At 34.9% G+C, this 14,708-nt stretch carries 18 protein-coding genes; 16 read left to right on the forward strand and 2 right to left on the reverse strand.

The annotated features are described in order from the left end of the window. Window positions 1–12 precede the first annotated feature (12 nt). From gcvH to tsaB, 16 genes are all read left to right on the forward strand, one after another. A complete protein-coding gene (gcvH, locus tag ABVM53_RS08675; RefSeq protein ID WP_128756390.1) occupies window positions 13–393 on the forward strand; it encodes a glycine cleavage system protein GcvH in 381 nt (126 codons plus the stop codon). Further along, window positions 386–769: a VanZ family protein gene (locus tag ABVM53_RS08680; RefSeq protein WP_405325161.1), complete on the forward strand. Its 384-nt coding sequence runs from the start codon at window positions 386–388 to the stop codon at window positions 767–769. Before gcvH ends, ABVM53_RS08680 begins: the two co-directional genes overlap by 8 nt. A gap of 54 nt (window positions 770–823) precedes the next feature. Next, the gene (locus ABVM53_RS08685) at window positions 824–1,552 is read left to right on the forward strand and encodes an energy transducer TonB (protein WP_128756392.1); all 729 of its coding nucleotides are present in this window, start codon (window positions 824–826) and stop codon (window positions 1,550–1,552) included. A 145-nt stretch (window positions 1,553–1,697) separates the two neighbouring features. Then, window positions 1,698–3,809 (forward strand): gliding motility protein RemB, encoded by a 2,112-nt coding sequence (locus tag ABVM53_RS08690; RefSeq protein ID WP_405325164.1) that lies wholly within the window; start codon window positions 1,698–1,700, stop codon window positions 3,807–3,809. A 3-nt stretch (window positions 3,810–3,812) separates the two neighbouring features. Beyond that, complete coding sequence (locus tag ABVM53_RS08695; protein WP_405325167.1) at window positions 3,813–4,211, forward strand: Dabb family protein; 399 nt, start codon at window positions 3,813–3,815, stop codon at window positions 4,209–4,211. Between the two features lie 252 nt (window positions 4,212–4,463). Next, entirely contained in the window at window positions 4,464–5,357 is an 894-nt protein-coding gene (gene cyoE, locus ABVM53_RS08700) for a heme o synthase (RefSeq protein WP_405325170.1), read from the forward strand. After that, window positions 5,357–5,950, forward strand: coding sequence for a heme-copper oxidase subunit III (locus tag ABVM53_RS08705; RefSeq protein ID WP_405325173.1), 594 nt, complete (start codon window positions 5,357–5,359; stop codon window positions 5,948–5,950). The genes cyoE and ABVM53_RS08705 overlap by 1 nt, the downstream gene beginning before the upstream one ends. A gap of 129 nt (window positions 5,951–6,079) precedes the next feature. Further along, window positions 6,080–7,060, forward strand: a complete 981-nt coding sequence (locus ABVM53_RS08710; RefSeq protein ID WP_405325175.1) for a cytochrome c oxidase subunit 3 — start codon at window positions 6,080–6,082, stop codon at window positions 7,058–7,060. 45 nt (window positions 7,061–7,105) lie between these two features. Beyond that, window positions 7,106–7,465 (forward strand): cytochrome C oxidase subunit IV family protein, encoded by a 360-nt coding sequence (locus tag ABVM53_RS08715; protein WP_128756398.1) that lies wholly within the window; start codon window positions 7,106–7,108, stop codon window positions 7,463–7,465. Between the two features lie 124 nt (window positions 7,466–7,589). After that, window positions 7,590–8,222, forward strand: coding sequence for a hypothetical protein (locus tag ABVM53_RS08720; RefSeq protein WP_405325178.1), 633 nt, complete (start codon window positions 7,590–7,592; stop codon window positions 8,220–8,222). Between the two features lie 2 nt (window positions 8,223–8,224). Next, complete coding sequence (locus ABVM53_RS08725; RefSeq protein ID WP_405325181.1) at window positions 8,225–8,977, forward strand: SCO family protein; 753 nt, start codon at window positions 8,225–8,227, stop codon at window positions 8,975–8,977. Next, on the forward strand, window positions 8,978–9,553 hold the full coding sequence (locus tag ABVM53_RS08730; RefSeq protein WP_128756401.1) for a DUF420 domain-containing protein: 576 nt from the start codon (window positions 8,978–8,980) through the stop codon (window positions 9,551–9,553). Between the two features lie 10 nt (window positions 9,554–9,563). Then, on the forward strand, window positions 9,564–9,779 hold the full coding sequence (locus tag ABVM53_RS08735; protein WP_371455132.1) for a hypothetical protein: 216 nt from the start codon (window positions 9,564–9,566) through the stop codon (window positions 9,777–9,779). Window positions 9,780–10,015: 236 nt separating this feature from the next. Continuing rightward, on the forward strand, window positions 10,016–11,461 hold the full coding sequence (locus ABVM53_RS08740; RefSeq protein WP_405325185.1) for a TolC family protein: 1,446 nt from the start codon (window positions 10,016–10,018) through the stop codon (window positions 11,459–11,461). Window positions 11,462–11,506: 45 nt separating this feature from the next. Further along, window positions 11,507–12,766 carry an efflux RND transporter periplasmic adaptor subunit gene (locus ABVM53_RS08745; RefSeq protein ID WP_128756404.1) on the forward strand — a complete coding sequence of 420 codons (1,260 nt, stop codon included), beginning with the start codon at window positions 11,507–11,509 and terminating at the stop codon, window positions 12,764–12,766. 3 nt (window positions 12,767–12,769) lie between these two features. Next, window positions 12,770–13,444 (forward strand): tRNA (adenosine(37)-N6)-threonylcarbamoyltransferase complex dimerization subunit type 1 TsaB, encoded by a 675-nt coding sequence (gene tsaB / locus ABVM53_RS08750; RefSeq protein ID WP_405325188.1) that lies wholly within the window; start codon window positions 12,770–12,772, stop codon window positions 13,442–13,444. Between the two features lie 2 nt (window positions 13,445–13,446). On the opposite strand, the gene ABVM53_RS08755 is transcribed toward tsaB, so the two are convergent. Then, on the reverse strand, window positions 13,447–14,307 hold the full coding sequence (locus tag ABVM53_RS08755; RefSeq protein ID WP_371455128.1) for a mechanosensitive ion channel family protein: 861 nt from the start codon (window positions 14,305–14,307) through the stop codon (window positions 13,447–13,449). Between the two features lie 156 nt (window positions 14,308–14,463). Beyond that, complete coding sequence (locus ABVM53_RS08760; RefSeq protein WP_028377472.1) at window positions 14,464–14,664, reverse strand: dodecin family protein; 201 nt, start codon at window positions 14,662–14,664, stop codon at window positions 14,464–14,466. Window positions 14,665–14,708 lie beyond the last annotated feature (44 nt).

A 14,708-nucleotide genomic window follows, 5' to 3' on the forward strand; every position in this document is an offset into this window, starting at 1 on the left:
TAAATATAAGTTATGAGTTTACCATCAGATTTAAAGTATACAAAAGATCACGAATGGGTGCGTATTGAAGGAGATATCGCAACGGTAGGTATAACGCATTTTGCTCAAGGTGAGCTTGGCGATATCGTATACGTTGAGGTTGAGACTGAGGGAGAATCGCTTGATCGTGAAGAGGTTTTTGGTACGGTTGAAGCAGTTAAGACAGTTTCAGATTTATTCTTGCCACTTACAGGAGAAATTGTCGAATTTAACACCGCTCTTGAGGCAGAGCCAGAGGCTGTAAATGAAGATCCTTATGGAAAAGGATGGATGATTAAGATTAAATTTTCAGATTCAAGTGAATTAGAGGATTTATTAGATGCAGCTGCTTATCAAGAATTAATAGGTGGGTAAGTTATTTAGGCTTGCGGCTTATATATATACGCTTTTAATAGCAGTTGTATGTTTGATGCCCATGCCTCACGTTTCAAATGCACCAAAGGATAGTGACAAACTTGTGCATCTTCTGGCGTATTTATTTTTTACTATAATTTGGTTTTTAGGCTTCTATTTTAGCAATAAAAAACAGATTTATAGCCGTTCTTTAATAAAAAGCGTTGGTCTAGGAGTATTTTATGGTATACTTATTGAGGTAATTCAAGGAGTAGCAACAGTCTCTAGATCAGCAGATTTTAAAGATTTTATAGCGAATTGCATTGGTATTTTAACAGGAGTGATCCTAATAATTTCAATGAAATCGTTGTTTTTGCGATTAAAATCAAAATTTTAATTTCGAGTTGAAGCTATTTTTATTTAAATTAGCAATCCTTAATAACTAAGATTCATGGAACCTAAGAAAAATCCTAAAGCAGACCTGAGTAAGAGAAGTGTTCTCTTCTTTCAGTTAGGCCTTATTTTGATACTCGGGCTGAGTTATGCGGCTATCGAGTGGAAAACTTATGAGAAAGAGGCCATTGACATCGGTCAATTAAATATGGACGATGTTCTTGAAGAAGATGTGCCAATTACTGAATTGAACACACCACCACCTCCACCACCACCTCCACCGCCACCACCAGCTCCGGAAATCATCGAAGTTGTTGAGGATGACAAAGAGATTGAGGAAACTGTAATCGAATCTACTGAAACTAGTCAGGAAGAGAAGATTGTTAAAGTTGAAGAAGTTTCTTTCGTTGATGAAGAAGTTATTGAAGACGTACCATTTGCTGTTATTGAAAACGTGCCGGTTTATCCTGGTTGCGAAGACGAAAAAGGAAATGACGCTAAGAAGAAGTGTATGTCTGAGAAAATTAGCCAGTTTGTAAATAGAAAGTTCAACACTGAACTTGGTAGTGAACTTGGCTTATCAGGTGTAAACCGTATTTATGTACGTTTCAAAATTGATCAAAAAGGAAACATAGTAGATATAGGATCTCGAGGACCTCACCCAAGATTGGAATCTGAAGCAGAGCGCGTAATTAAATTATTACCGCAAATGACTCCAGGTAAACAAAGAGGTAAGGCAGTAGGGGTATTATATTCATTACCTATTGTATTCCAAGTTCAGGATTAACTGAATTTAAATAAATATTTAAAATCCCGTCCGCTAACGCGAGACGGGATTTTTTTTAATCATATTATAAAACTCTGAGAGTTTTATGTTTTTAAAAGGTTTTCTGAAAAATGCTATCTTTCGCTTTCCTAAATTGTAATTATCTATGTTTAGACTTCTAGCATTCTGCGGTGTATTCTTTACTTGCCAGTTTATAAATGCCCAACTTGTTAAAGGTAATTTTGAAAAGCATCCTGTCTTTGAAGAGTGCAATAATGTGTTAGTGGATGACTTGAAAGAGTGTTTTAATAAAACGCTTATTTCTAAAGTTACTTCAGAATTCAAAATGCCTCAGCAAATTATAGATGAGTCTTACTCTGGTGATATGGTAATTCTTTTTGAGGTTACTAAAGAAGGTGAATTTGAAGTTTTAAATATTACAGCAGCATATTCAGAGTTGAAGGAAGAGTTAAAGCGCGTTTTTTCTACACTCCCTCAAGTTACACCTGCAATGTATAACGGTAAGCCAACCTATATGCAGTTTAGTATGCCTATCCCAATTCCGTTTTCAAGGACTCAAACCGCGCTACCCACTACTAAAAAAGCATCGGTTAATACGATAGAGAAAATCTCAGCTATTGATATGAATAGTGAGTATGATTCGATTAAAACCTATCCTTTTGAAAACCGCGAATATACCTCTCAATTATATATCCCTTTTTCACATGAAACGTATAGTAGGTTTGATCAAGAATTAAATCGCGTTGGAACTAATAGTCATACGGCAAGTAAACCATTTACCTATGCTAGTGTAAATGATTATTATGATTTTAAAGAAAATCGGGAACAACTTTATAAAGAAAAAGAATCCTGGTTTGGGAGAAAGTTATGGAATGAGCATATGGTAACTCTTCAGGGTGAGGGCTACTGGTTTACATTAGATCCTGCGGCAGATTTACAATTGGGTTTTGAGAGTGCAGATTCAGAAAATCAAAATTATACATATAATAATACACGTGCTTTAATTTTTCAGGGTGGACTAGGAGATAAGCTTAATTTTTACACAGTTTTTTATGAAAGTCAGGGTAGTTTCGCTGGTTATTATAACCGTTTTGCGCGTTCCTTACGACCAGATGGTGGCAATCCAGCAATCGTACCGGGTAGAGGTGTAGCAGCTGATTTTGGTACAGAAGATTTTGATTACCCAGTTGCCGAGGCCTATTTATCCTACGCGCCGAGTAAATATTTTAATGTGCAGTTTGGTCATGGTAAAAATTTTATAGGAGATGGCTACAGGTCGCTTTTACAAAGCGACAATGCAAGTCCATACCCATTTTTAAAGCTTAACACAACATTTTGGAAATTTAAGTATTCAAATACATGGATGTCGTTGAGGGATGTGCGGCCGGAAGTAGTTTCTGACGGATCTTTCAAAACCAAATTTATGGCTAATCATTACCTGAGTTTTAACGCGACAAAACGTCTAAATATTGGGTTATTTGAAAATGTTATTTGGACAAATGATAACGATCGAGGATTTGACCTTAATTATTTAAACCCGGTTATTTTTTACAGAGCTATTGAGTTCTCAACTGGCTCACGAGGCGGTAATGCATTAATAGGATTGAGTGCTAAATATAAATTTAGTGATAAATTTAATATGTATAGCCAGGTGATTATCGATGAATTTTCTACCGCTGCAGTGTTTAGTAGTGCTAAGAGTTATAAGAACAAACAAGGTGTGCAGTTAGGGTTTAAATACTATGATGCGTTCAAAATTGATAATTTACAGCTCCAGTTTGAATTTAATCAGGTTAGACCATATGTGTATTCTAATAATGAGATTGAGCTGAATTATGGTCATAATAATCAATCTATGGCTCATTTGTGGGGAGCTAATTTTAGAGAACTTATAGGTATTGCGCGATATGAAAATGAGAGGTGGTATGGTACAGCAAAACTAATTTATGGAGAACGAGGGTTTGAAGTAGGTGATATTAATACCACTTATTATGGTGGAAGTATCTATGGTAATGATGAAAATATACCTAGTGAGGAAGGCATAGAAATAGGTCAAGGCAATAAGGGGACTACCTTATTAGGAAATATTGAGTTGGGATACCTGGTAAACCCTTCAACAAATCTTAAGATCTATACGAATGTTTTATATAGAGATCATAAGATTGATCAATATGACCCTGTAAATTTTACTGAGAAAACGCTTTGGGTTAATTTTGGAATTCGAACAGATTTATTTAACTGGTATTATGATTATTAGATTATGAAAAAATATTTATTGCTTGGACTAACATTGGTATTAATAATCTCAAATTCTTGTAAAAATTCAAATTCTTCAGAAGGGGATTTTGATTCTAATTTTGCTCATGTCGTGTATTTCTGGTTAAAAAATCCGGATAATTCAGAAGATAGAAAAGCATTTGAAACGTCCCTAAAGAAATTTTTGAATACAAGTGACTATGCTAAAACTAAGTTTATAGGGGTGCCTGCAAATACGCCGCGCGATGTGGTAGATAACAGTTGGACCTATTCAATCATATTAACATTTCCATCTAAAGAAGCGCAGAACAGTTATCAGGAAGAGCCTGTGCATTTAAAATTTATAGAAGAATCTGCTGATTTGTGGGAAAAAGTACAGGTCTATGATTCAGTTGGCTTATAACTCTAATTTGTTTCAGCACTAATTTTAAGTGTTTTAATCTTTAAATTTTCATCTAGTACTTCGGTTTTAAGTTTAATAAATCAGATTGATTAGTAGTAGGTTTAAGCTAATAATTAAGGGTTTACAATATGGGTTACACATCCTGCTTATTTATATATTTCTCTTGTATTTAATAACCTTTGATAAGGTTGTGTAGAAAGTGTGTGTGCAGTATCTTTGCACGACTTTTTAAAGCCCTTGAATTACACGCATTTGAGCCTCGAAAACACGCATACTACATCTTCATCTATTTGGATAGATTTTAAAGAAATCACAAAGATGCGTCTGGCTATCAGTGTGGTATTCTCAAGTATGGCTGGATACCTACTAGGTGCTTATACACTCGACTGGTTGACCATCTTGCTTCTTGCTGTTGGTGGTTATTTAATGGTAGGCGCCTCCAATGCATACAATCAAATTATTGAGCGAGATCTCGATGTTTTGATGGATCGTACAAAAAATAGACCTATTCCTGCGGGTAGAATGAGCGTGCGAACAGCTTTTATTATCGCAACATCATTTACAATACTTGGTTTACTAACCCTTTATATAATAAATCCAATTACGGCAGTTTTTGGAGGAGTATCTATCTTTCTGTATGTATGTGTTTATACACCTTTAAAAACAAAGACTCCTTTATCTGTATTTGTTGGAGCTTTTCCGGGGGCGATTCCCTTTATGATGGGTTGGGTGGCAGCTACCGGGGATTTTGGTATAGAAGCAGGAACCTTATTTATGGTTCAGTTTTTTTGGCAGTTCCCGCATTTCTGGGCGATAGGATGGTTTCTGTATGACGATTATAAAAAGGGAGGCTTCTTTATGTTGCCTACCGGTGCGCGTGACCGTGGTACAGCGGTACAAGTTATTTTATATACCATTTGGACTATACTGGTTTCTTTAATACCTGTGTTTGGAGTTACGGGTAGACTTTACTTAACGCCAATCTCTGCTGTGCTCGTGGGAATTCTGGGCTTAGGATTGCTATACTATGCAATTCGTCTTTATAAATTTAAAAATAATGTTACTGCTAAGCGGTTGATGCTTTCAAGTGTAAGTTATATAACGCTTATTCAGATAATATATGTGGCAGACAAATTTTTACGATAATGGAATATACATCACAGTCAGAAGAAGTTAAATTAAAGAGGTCTAAAAAAATGATGCTTTGGTTTGGTATCATTAGCCTCTCCATGATGTTTGCAGGTTTGACCAGTGCTTATATTGTAAGTAGTGAGCGTAGAGACTGGCTTTCAGATTTTCAATTACCCCAAGCGTTTTATTTAAGTACAGGTATTATTATATTAAGTAGTATCTCCTTGTATATAGCGAAGTGGGCGATTTTTCAAAATAAAAAACAGTTAGGAACACTGTCTCTTTTAGCAACGCTAGTGTTGGGGATTTTGTTTGTGGTGTTTCAGTTTAGAGGATTTGATGAGATTATTGCAAGTGGATACTTTTTTACAGGAAGTGAAAGCACGGTAACAACATCTTTTATTTATGCATTTGTAATAACACACGTGGTTCACGTATTAGCAGGAATACTGGTTTTACTTGTAGTGGTTATTCAGCAACTGCGAGGTAAATATTCAAAAGAACAGGCACTTGGGTTTGAGTTAGGTGCTACTTTCTGGCATTTTGTTGATATACTTTGGGTTTACTTATTTCTGTTCTTTTTATTTGCAGATGATCTTATTAAGTAAGTGACTTAGTGCCAAATGCTAATAATTCTTAAAATTCGTTTTTTTGAATGGTTATAAATACCGATTATTGCTTTGAAAAGCATTTTTAAAATACCTATTTTTGCAACGCTTATAAATTGATATTAAAATATGGACGCTACTGCTGTTAGAACAGGCACAGAAGGCAAAACTTGGGGAGGCGATAGCCACCCGTTGAAAGCTAGCTACGGAAAAATGATGATGTGGTTTTTCATCCTTTCTGATGCACTTACATTCTCCGCATTCCTTGCCGCTTACGGATTTTCAAGATTTAAATACATGGACGAGTGGCCTATCGCCGATGAAGTGTTTACACACTTTCCGTTTCTACATGGCGTAGATGCCCCTATGTATTATGTCGCGCTAATGACATTTATTCTAATCTTTTCTTCTGTAACAATGGTTCTTGCTGTTGATGCAGGTCATAGAATGAAAAAGAGTAGTGTTATCTGGTATATGTTCTTTACGATTATTGGAGGTATTATATTCGTAGGTTCTCAAGCTTGGGAATGGGCGAATTTTATTTCTGGTGAGTATGGAGCAGTAGAAACTAAAGCTGGACGTATTTTACAATTTGTAAATGCTGAAGGAGAACAGGTTGCTCTAGAATCATTTGCAGCAGATCTTCCTACTGAAAGAGTAATGCTTACAAAAAGCGACGCGCTCTGGTATGAATCTGATGCAACGTTACCCGATTTTTACTTAGAAGAGATTGTTGAAGGCTTTAAAGCAAATCCAGATTTATTAATACGTACAGAACTTCTTAATGAATCTAATGAGAAAACGATCTTATCACGTTCAGAATCACTTGAGCGCTTAGAACGAGATGCTATTGGAGTGGTACAAGGAGCAAATCTTATTCACAATGAATATGGGCCTCCACTTTTTGCAGACTTCTTTTTCTTTATTACAGGTTTCCACGGTTTTCACGTACTTTCTGGAGTTATTATAAATATTATCATATTTATAAATGTAATTCTAGGTACTTATGAGCGTAGAGGAAATTATGAAATGGTTGAAAAAGTAGGTCTTTACTGGCACTTTGTAGATTTAGTTTGGGTATTTGTATTTACCTTTTTCTATCTGGTTTAATTATAAAAGAGATTCTGCTTTAGCAGATAAACAAAAGTATATATAATGGCACACGATACAGGACATAACGAATCAGCTACCAAAAGAATCTGGTCAGTATTTGGGATTTTATCAATTGTAACAATTGCAGAGGTTATTTTAGGTATTATAAGACCAGAATTTCTTATAGAAACGATGTTTCTTAGAATGCGTCTATTAAACTGGATATTTATAATTCTTACACTTTATAAAGCTTATTTGATTACTTGGGCATTTATGCACATGGAGCATGAGGCTAAGGGATTAAGAAGAGCAGTTGTTTGGACAGGGATATTTCTTGTTTGTTATTTAATTTTTATTCTACTTACCGAAGGTGATTATATTTTTGGTGTATATCATAACGAATATCAAAGCTGGGATTTCTAAATTCTAAGTATAACGATTAAAAAAGACGGTTTATACCGTCTTTTTTTATGCCTTATTTTTAAGGTGAACATTCTGTGGCTTAACTTTACCGAAGTAAATAATTTGTCTTAAAAGCAGTTGTATAATGAAGAAGTTTTTAGTGCTAGGAGTGCTTTTTATATTACCTATTGTTGCCTACTTATTCTTTGCTTCAGGTATTCATAATTTTGCAAAACTGCCGATTATAGAAAAAGAAATTCCCGAGCTAGACTTCACTGAAGAAGTTAAGTTTAAAGATAAAATTACAGTTCTTGGATTCTTAGGTACAACTATAGAACGCGACGGAGGGGATTTATTCAATTTGAACCAAAAAATATTCAAAACCTTCAGAGAGTTTGATGATTTTCAATTTGTCTATCTCGTTCCTGAAACAATTGATGAAGCCGAATTAAAAAGTGTTGTTGATGAAATGAGTCTTCTGGTAGATATGTCAAACTGGTTTTTTATTCGTACTACACAGCAAAATATAGACGACACTTTTCAGAGTTTAAAATCTCCATATTCACTGCTTAATGATGGAGGCTCTCCATACATATTTATTATTGATAAATCCAGAAGTTTAAGAGGTCGTGATGATGATGAAGATTATGGTGTTTTGTATGGCTATGACAGTTCAGACATTGCAGAGCTAGCAAACAAAATGAAAGATGATGTTAAAATCATTCTTGCCGAATACAGACTTGCGCTCAAAAAAAATAATTCAGATAGAAAGATTTAATAATGAATAGAAAAAAAACCTATATAGGGATTGCAGTTATAGTTTTAGTGTTTGGGATAATAGTTATCCCTAAAATTATAGATCGGGTAATGAAAGGGGAGGTTGTAAAAAATGATCGCCTTAATGTTGTTGATGCTGATACGGTTGAAAACACCGGAGAGTTATCATATATTAATATAAACGGTAAAGATCGCAAAGTTCCTCACTTTGAATTTATTAATCAAGATGGTGATACTATAACAGAAGATGCTTATAAGGGTAAAGTGTTTTTAGTTGAATTTTTCTTCACGAGATGTCCTACGATATGCATCCCGATGAATAAAAATCTCGTACGTATACAGAATGAATTTAAAGACAACCCAAATTTTGGTATTGCCAGTTTTAGTATCGATCCAGAATATGATCAGCCAGAGGTTTTAAAAGAATACACTGAGCAATATGGAATTACCGATCCAGATTGGAACTTAATGACAGGTGATCGTGAGAAAATATATGAATTAGCAAATGTGGGTTTTAATTTATTAGCCCAAGAAAATCCGGATATAGACGGAAATTTTCAGCATTCAGGTCTTTTCGCTTTAGTTGATCAAAACGGATTTATACGATCTCGTCGTGATGATTTTGGTAATCCATTAATATATTATCGAGGCTTTATTCCTGAGGGAACGCCAGAAACTGAAGAAGGTGAAACTTCTCAAATAGCAATATTAATAGAAGATATTAATAAATTACTCAATAAGAATAAGAAGAACTAGATGGAAGTGCTCGCTAAAAAAGAAAAGTTATATAACAGGTGGATTATTATTTTATCTATAGCTATACCGGTAGCTGTAGCATTTCTGTTTACAATACGTATACCCGGAGTTCCTCGCTTAGGTTTCCTTCCACCCATCTACGCGACGATTAATGGTTTAACAGCTGTACTGTTAATTGCTGCTGTTATTCAAATTAAAAAAGGAAATAGAGTAGCTCACGAAAATATAATGAAAATCTGTATCGGTTTATCATTGGTTTTTCTTGTTTTATATGTTGTCTATCACGCCACATCAGACTCAACTATATTTGGTGATACAAACTTAGATGGAGAACTTTCAAGTGCTGAAAATTCATCTATTGAATCTTTTAAATATATATATTACTTCATTTTAATTTCGCACATTTTGTTATCTATCGGGGTCATACCATTTGTGCTGGTAACCTATGTACGTGCAGTACTGGGCAAATTTGAAATGCATCGTAAAATCGCAAGAATAACATTTCCTATCTGGTTATATGTGGCGGTTACCGGTGTGATAGTTTATTTTCTTATATCTCCCTATTACCCCGCCTAATTTGGTTCTTATGAAAAAGATCTTCTTCTCCATAGTATTTTTTGTTTTCACGCAGATTGCAAATGCGCAATGCGCAATGTGTCGCGCTGTTCTAGAAAGTGAAACTGATAACAGTATGGCAGAAGGTGTTAATAATGGGATAGTCTACTTAGCTGCAATTCCATATATATTAATGGGAGGACTTATCTACCTTATTTACCGAAGTCGTAAAAAAGCAGATCGTTAGGGACTAGATCATACGTAGGTTTGGTTAATGCATCATTTTGAAATTTTAAATTTCAATAAGGCGTTATTCATTGATCGACTTTGTTTAATTATCACCAGCTTTTTGAACTAGCACTGCTTTGCAGTAAACGTATAGTTCTAAATTGCCGAAAAAATCTTTATAAAAATTTAGAATAAATTGATTCTTCGTTGTAACACTTTTAGCAATAAGACTACTTATTGTACAGAATTACAATTATGAAAAAATTATTACTCTTTGTTTTTATAGTTATTTCTGCATCTTCCGGAATTGCACAACAACAAGAATGGACGCTGCAACAATGTATTCAACGTGCATTGGATGAAAATATACAAATACGTCAAGCCGAGCTTGATATAGAAGCTGCAAATATTGATAAGTCTGATGCAATCGGAAATTTTTTACCGAGTTTAAATGCAAATGCATCAGTCTCCAGAAATACGGGATTAAACTTCAACCCAACAAGTAACCTGGCAACCACAACTCAGTTTTTATCTGCTAGTGGTGGCATCAATACCGGATATACACTGTTTGACGGTTTGCAAAATTTTAATAGAGCTCAACGCGCAAAATTATCGGCTCTTTCCGCTCAATACGGATTAGAAAAATTACAAGATGATATTGCTTTAGTGGTTGCGAATAGCTATTTGCAGGTGATTTTAAATAAGGAAAACCTTAAAGTTCTTAAATCTCAAAATGAAGTAACCACTCAGCAGCTACAGCAAACTCAAGAGCTTGTAGATGGTGGTGTATCTCCACGAGGTGATCTGTTAGAAGTTCAAGCGCAAAATGCCACAGAAATTCAGAATATTGTTGCTGCAGAAAATGCAGTTCAAATAGCTCTTATAAGCTTAGCTCAAACACTTTTAATAAGAGATTATAAAACATTTGATATCGCAGAAGGAGATTATGCTATCTATGGAGAGGAAATGCTAATGATGTCTCCTCAAAATATCATTGAGTCTGCTAAAGAAGAACGTAATGAAGTTAAAATTGCAGAAACTAACCTAGAGATTGCAGAAGAAGACGTTCAAATTGCAAAAGGCGCATTTTGGCCAACTATTTCAGCTTTTTTTGGTTACAATACGAGATATACAAATGCAACCTCCTTTAGGCAAGATCTCGATCAAAATAATCCTACAAGTATAAATGAAATAGGATTTGTGCAAGCTACGGGTCAAACTGTAGTTGCAGAAACACCAAATTTTGTAACTGAGCTAGTGGGTGCAGATCCTTTTATAGATCAGTTGTCACAGAATGATGGTGTAGGTTATGGATTGCAAATTAATATACCTATCCTTAATGGCTTTCAAGTACGTAATAACGTAAAGCGAAGTAAGATAAATGCAGAGCGTGCAAAAATTAATCTAGAACAGACAAAGCTTGACCTAGAATCTAATGTTTACCAAGCCTATCTTGATGCACAAGGAGCATTGAAGTCATACGAGGCTGCGCAAAAAGCTGCAGAATCACAAGAATTAGCCTACTCTTATGGTAAAGACAGATATGAAGTAGGTCTTATAAATGCATTTGATTTTAGCCAGTCAAAACAGCGCTACGATAATGCACAGATTGACTTAAATAGAGCTAAATACGATTACATTTTTAAATTGAAAGTACTTGAACTTTACTTTGGTGTACCGGCAGATCAATTAAAATTTTAATTGATTAAAAGTAAATTTCAATAACAGGTTATATAATTACATACGATGAAAAAAAAGACGATCCTTATTATTTTTGGTGTTGCTGTAGTATTAATCCTTGCTTTAATAGGTGGAAAGAAAGCGGGATGGTTTGGTAAAACCGGAGAGTTCAAAGCTGTAGAAACACAGAAAATTGATCGCATGAATGTGGTTGAAACTGTTGCTGCAACCGGAAAAATTCAGCCAGAAGTTGAAGTGAAAATTTCATCTGAAGTTTCAGGAGAGATTATTGAGCTTCCGGTAGTAGAAGGTCAGCAAGTAGAGAAAGGAGATTTACTTGTGCGTATCAATCCAGATTTAATTCAATCTGCATTAACACAGGCTCAAGCTTCTTTGCAAAACATAAAAGCTGGATTATCTCAAGCTGAAGCCACTCTTAAAAATGCAAAAGCTAACTACGAGCGAAACAAATCACTTTTTGAGAAAGGGGTGATTTCTAAATCTGCGTGGGATCAATCTGTATCAGATTATGAGGTAGCTCAGGCAAATGTTAAGTCATCTTATTACAGTGTACAAAGTGCTGCAGCAAATGTTAACCAGTCTAGGGACAACTTATCTCGTACGACTATTTACGCGCCTATTAGCGGTACTATATCTAGTTTAGATGTAGAACTAGGCGAGCGAGTTGTAGGAACTCAACAAATGGCAGGAACAGAAATTATGCGTGTTGCCGACTTAGGTAATATGGAGGTAGAGGTAGATGTAAATGAAAATGACATTGTTAAGATTAATATTGGTGATTCAACACGCGTTGAAGTAGATGCTTATTTGAAGAAACCATTTAAAGGAATGGTTACAGAAATTGCAAATTCTGCAGAAAGCAACTTAACTGCAGATCAGGTAACAAACTTTAAGGTTAAGGTGCGTATTCTTGAAAGTTCATATAAAGATCTAATTGAGGGTAAACCTGAAGCTTTCTCTCCATTTAGACCAGGTATGACTGCGACTGTAGATATTATAACTAATAGTGTTAAAGACGCTATAGCAGTACCTATAAGCGCAATAGTAATTAAAAATGATACGACGACATCTTCATTTGGTGACAATCAATACGAAGCGGTATTTGTCAAAAACGGCGATAAAGCGATGGTAAAACGCATCAAAACTGGTATTCAAGACGATACTAATATAATCGTTACTACAGGCTTAGAGATTGGTGATGAAGTAATTACCGGACCGTATAACACAGTTACAAAATTACTTAAGGAAGGTGACCTCGTAGAGGTTAAAAAAGATGCTAAATTTGGGGCTTCGCAAGAAGACTAAATTATGGCACTTATACTTTGTATTGAAACTACAACTACTAATTGTTCTGTAGCATTAGCTAAAGACGGTAATGTACTAGCTCTTAAGGAAGACATGGGACTAAATTATTCTCATGCCGAACGCTTACATGTTTATATTCAAGATGTGTTAAATGAAGCTGGCTTAGATACAAAAAAACTCGATGCAATTGCTGTAAGTAAAGGGCCGGGTTCCTATACTGGTCTGCGAATAGGGGTAAGTAGTGCTAAAGGATTGTCTTTTTCACTAAATATTCCGCTTCTCGCTACAAATACTTTAAAGGCGCTTGCCATGCAGGCAAAAACCGAAGATATAAAATATGTCATACCGGTACTTGATGCCAGAAGAATGGAAGTCTATAGCGCTATCTACGACAATAATTTTAAGGAGATACGAGAGATTCAAGCTCAGATTATTGATGAAAATTCATTTAAAGAATACTTAAATCAAGGCAAAACAATCTTTGTAGGTGATGGTGCAGAAAAACTAATTGATGTAATAAAGCACCCCAATGCTACATTTCAAACCAAAGCATTGCCATCTGCACGTGAAATGGCAACATTAGCCGAAGCTAAAAACAAAATAAGCGACATCGAAGATGTCGCTTATTTTGAACCTTTTTACTTGAAAGATTTTCAGATCAATAAACCCAAAAAATAGGTTTATTGCTTAGCTGTAAAAGAAGCTCCACTTTCATTAAATACGTGAACATCTCTTTGAGGAAATGGTATAACAATACCGTTTTCTTCTAATCTTCGTTTACCTTCTTCTAAGATATACCAGTGTAAAGTCCAGTAATCCTCATTTGTAGCCCAGAAGCGTAGGGAAAGATTTACAGAGCTATCTGCAAGTTCGGTAACTACAATCATAGGTTCTGGATGCGGATCATGTAAAACTGTCTCTTGCTCATTTACCAGCTGTAATAAGATTTCTTTAGCCAGTTTTATATTACTATCGTAAGATATTCCCCAGGTTTGCGCATTTCTACGAATCCCTTGAGATGTGAAGTTTATAATATTATCATTTGATAACTTACCGTTTGGAATAACTGCTTCCTGGTTTCCAAAAGTAATCAGTCTGGTGTTAAAAATAGATATCTCTTTTACCGCTCCATCAACTCCTTGAGCCGAAATCCAATCTCCTACCTTGAACGGTCTTAAAAGTAAGATAAGTACGCCACCAGCAAAATTTGCTAACGAACCTTGTAATGCAAGACCTATCGCCAAACCAGCAGCACCAATTACAGCAACAAGTGATGCAGATTCTACACCAAGTTGAGTAACTACTAAAACGAACAAAAGTATTTTAAGCGTCCAGTTTATTAAATCAGCTATAAATCGCTCTAGTGTTAAATCGTAATCTTTACGCTCAAAGAATTTCTTAACTAAGCTGTTTATAAATTTTATTACGTAGAAACCTACTACCAGCATTATAATTGCTGCTATAAGACTAGGAAGAAAATCTATAATCTTATCTCCAAATTTTCTGATATACTCTTCGTAATAGTCGGTATTTAATTCCATATAGTAATTTTAATTAGTTGCAAAGGTCTTGTATAGCGCAGATATAAAAAAAATTGAAATGTTTAAATAACGTTAATTGTTAATGTATCAGTTAGGTGTAACAAAAAAGTCCTGTATTCTGAAAAGAATACAGGACTTTTAATATGTGAGTAGTAATTATTTTACTTCAAAAGTAATTTTGACATTAACTCTAAATTCTGATACAGTGTCTCCAGTTACAACAGCACTCTGTTCATTTACATATACAGAGCGTATATTTTTAATTGTTTTTGAAGCTTCTTTAACCGCATTTGCTGTTGCTTGCTCCCAGCTTTTATTTGAACTAGCTAATAATTCTATTACTTTTAAAATTGCCATAGGTGTTGGTTTTATATATTAAAGTTGATTCTTCTGAATTTACG

The organism is Leeuwenhoekiella sp. LLG6367-2.1, from assembly GCF_045055775.1.
GTDB lineage: Bacteria > Bacteroidota > Bacteroidia > Flavobacteriales > Flavobacteriaceae > Leeuwenhoekiella > Leeuwenhoekiella aequorea.

Coding starts and splice junctions, on each gene's coding strand:
- gcvH (WP_128756390.1), top strand. CDS start 13: ATGAGTTTACCATCAGATTTAAAGTATACAAAAGATCACGAATGGGTG.
- ABVM53_RS08685 (WP_128756392.1), top strand. CDS start 824: ATGGAACCTAAGAAAAATCCTAAAGCAGACCTGAGTAAGAGAAGTGTT.
- ABVM53_RS08690 (WP_405325164.1), top strand. CDS start 1,698: ATGTTTAGACTTCTAGCATTCTGCGGTGTATTCTTTACTTGCCAGTTT.
- ABVM53_RS08695 (WP_405325167.1), top strand. CDS start 3,813: ATGAAAAAATATTTATTGCTTGGACTAACATTGGTATTAATAATCTCA.
- ABVM53_RS08705 (WP_405325173.1), top strand. CDS start 5,357: ATGGAATATACATCACAGTCAGAAGAAGTTAAATTAAAGAGGTCTAAA.
- ABVM53_RS08710 (WP_405325175.1), top strand. CDS start 6,080: ATGGACGCTACTGCTGTTAGAACAGGCACAGAAGGCAAAACTTGGGGA.
- ABVM53_RS08715 (WP_128756398.1), top strand. CDS start 7,106: ATGGCACACGATACAGGACATAACGAATCAGCTACCAAAAGAATCTGG.
- ABVM53_RS08720 (WP_405325178.1), top strand. CDS start 7,590: ATGAAGAAGTTTTTAGTGCTAGGAGTGCTTTTTATATTACCTATTGTT.
- ABVM53_RS08725 (WP_405325181.1), top strand. CDS start 8,225: ATGAATAGAAAAAAAACCTATATAGGGATTGCAGTTATAGTTTTAGTG.
- ABVM53_RS08730 (WP_128756401.1), top strand. CDS start 8,978: ATGGAAGTGCTCGCTAAAAAAGAAAAGTTATATAACAGGTGGATTATT.
- ABVM53_RS08735 (WP_371455132.1), top strand. CDS start 9,564: ATGAAAAAGATCTTCTTCTCCATAGTATTTTTTGTTTTCACGCAGATT.
- ABVM53_RS08740 (WP_405325185.1), top strand. CDS start 10,016: ATGAAAAAATTATTACTCTTTGTTTTTATAGTTATTTCTGCATCTTCC.
- ABVM53_RS08745 (WP_128756404.1), top strand. CDS start 11,507: ATGAAAAAAAAGACGATCCTTATTATTTTTGGTGTTGCTGTAGTATTA.
- tsaB (WP_405325188.1), top strand. CDS start 12,770: ATGGCACTTATACTTTGTATTGAAACTACAACTACTAATTGTTCTGTA.
- ABVM53_RS08755 (WP_371455128.1), bottom strand. CDS start 14,307: ATGGAATTAAATACCGACTATTACGAAGAGTATATCAGAAAATTTGGA.
- ABVM53_RS08760 (WP_028377472.1), bottom strand. CDS start 14,664: ATGGCAATTTTAAAAGTAATAGAATTATTAGCTAGTTCAAATAAAAGC.